The following is a 232-nucleotide window of genomic DNA, read 5'->3' as shown; positions in this document are numbered from 1 at the left end:
AGCGACTAGAACTCATAGGAGCCAGTTTATGAAACGAATTCTAACCACGGCCGCGCTTGTTTGTCTCGCGGTGCCAGCCCTTGCCGAGGGCGACGCCGAGAAGGGCGAGAAAGCCTTCAACAAGTGCAAAGCCTGTCACCAGATCGTCTCTGACACGGACGAAACCAACGTCAGAGGCGGCAGAACCGGCCCCAACCTCTGGGGCATCGCTGGCCGTCACGCTGGCACCGTC

At 59.9% G+C, this 232-nt stretch carries 1 protein-coding gene; it reads left to right on the top strand.

From position 1 onward, the window contains the following. Positions 1–28: 28 nt before the first annotated feature. A partial coding sequence (locus R0J92_RS27130; protein ID WP_411053966.1) for a c-type cytochrome occupies positions 29–232 on the top strand: 204 nt, incomplete at its 3' end.

The sequence above is a fragment of the Tritonibacter sp. SIMBA_163 genome (assembly GCF_046535935.1).
GTDB lineage: Bacteria > Pseudomonadota > Alphaproteobacteria > Rhodobacterales > Rhodobacteraceae > Epibacterium > Epibacterium scottomollicae.
The sequence above is the reverse complement of the archived record's forward strand: the minus strand, read 5'-3'. Positions and strand labels throughout refer to the sequence as shown.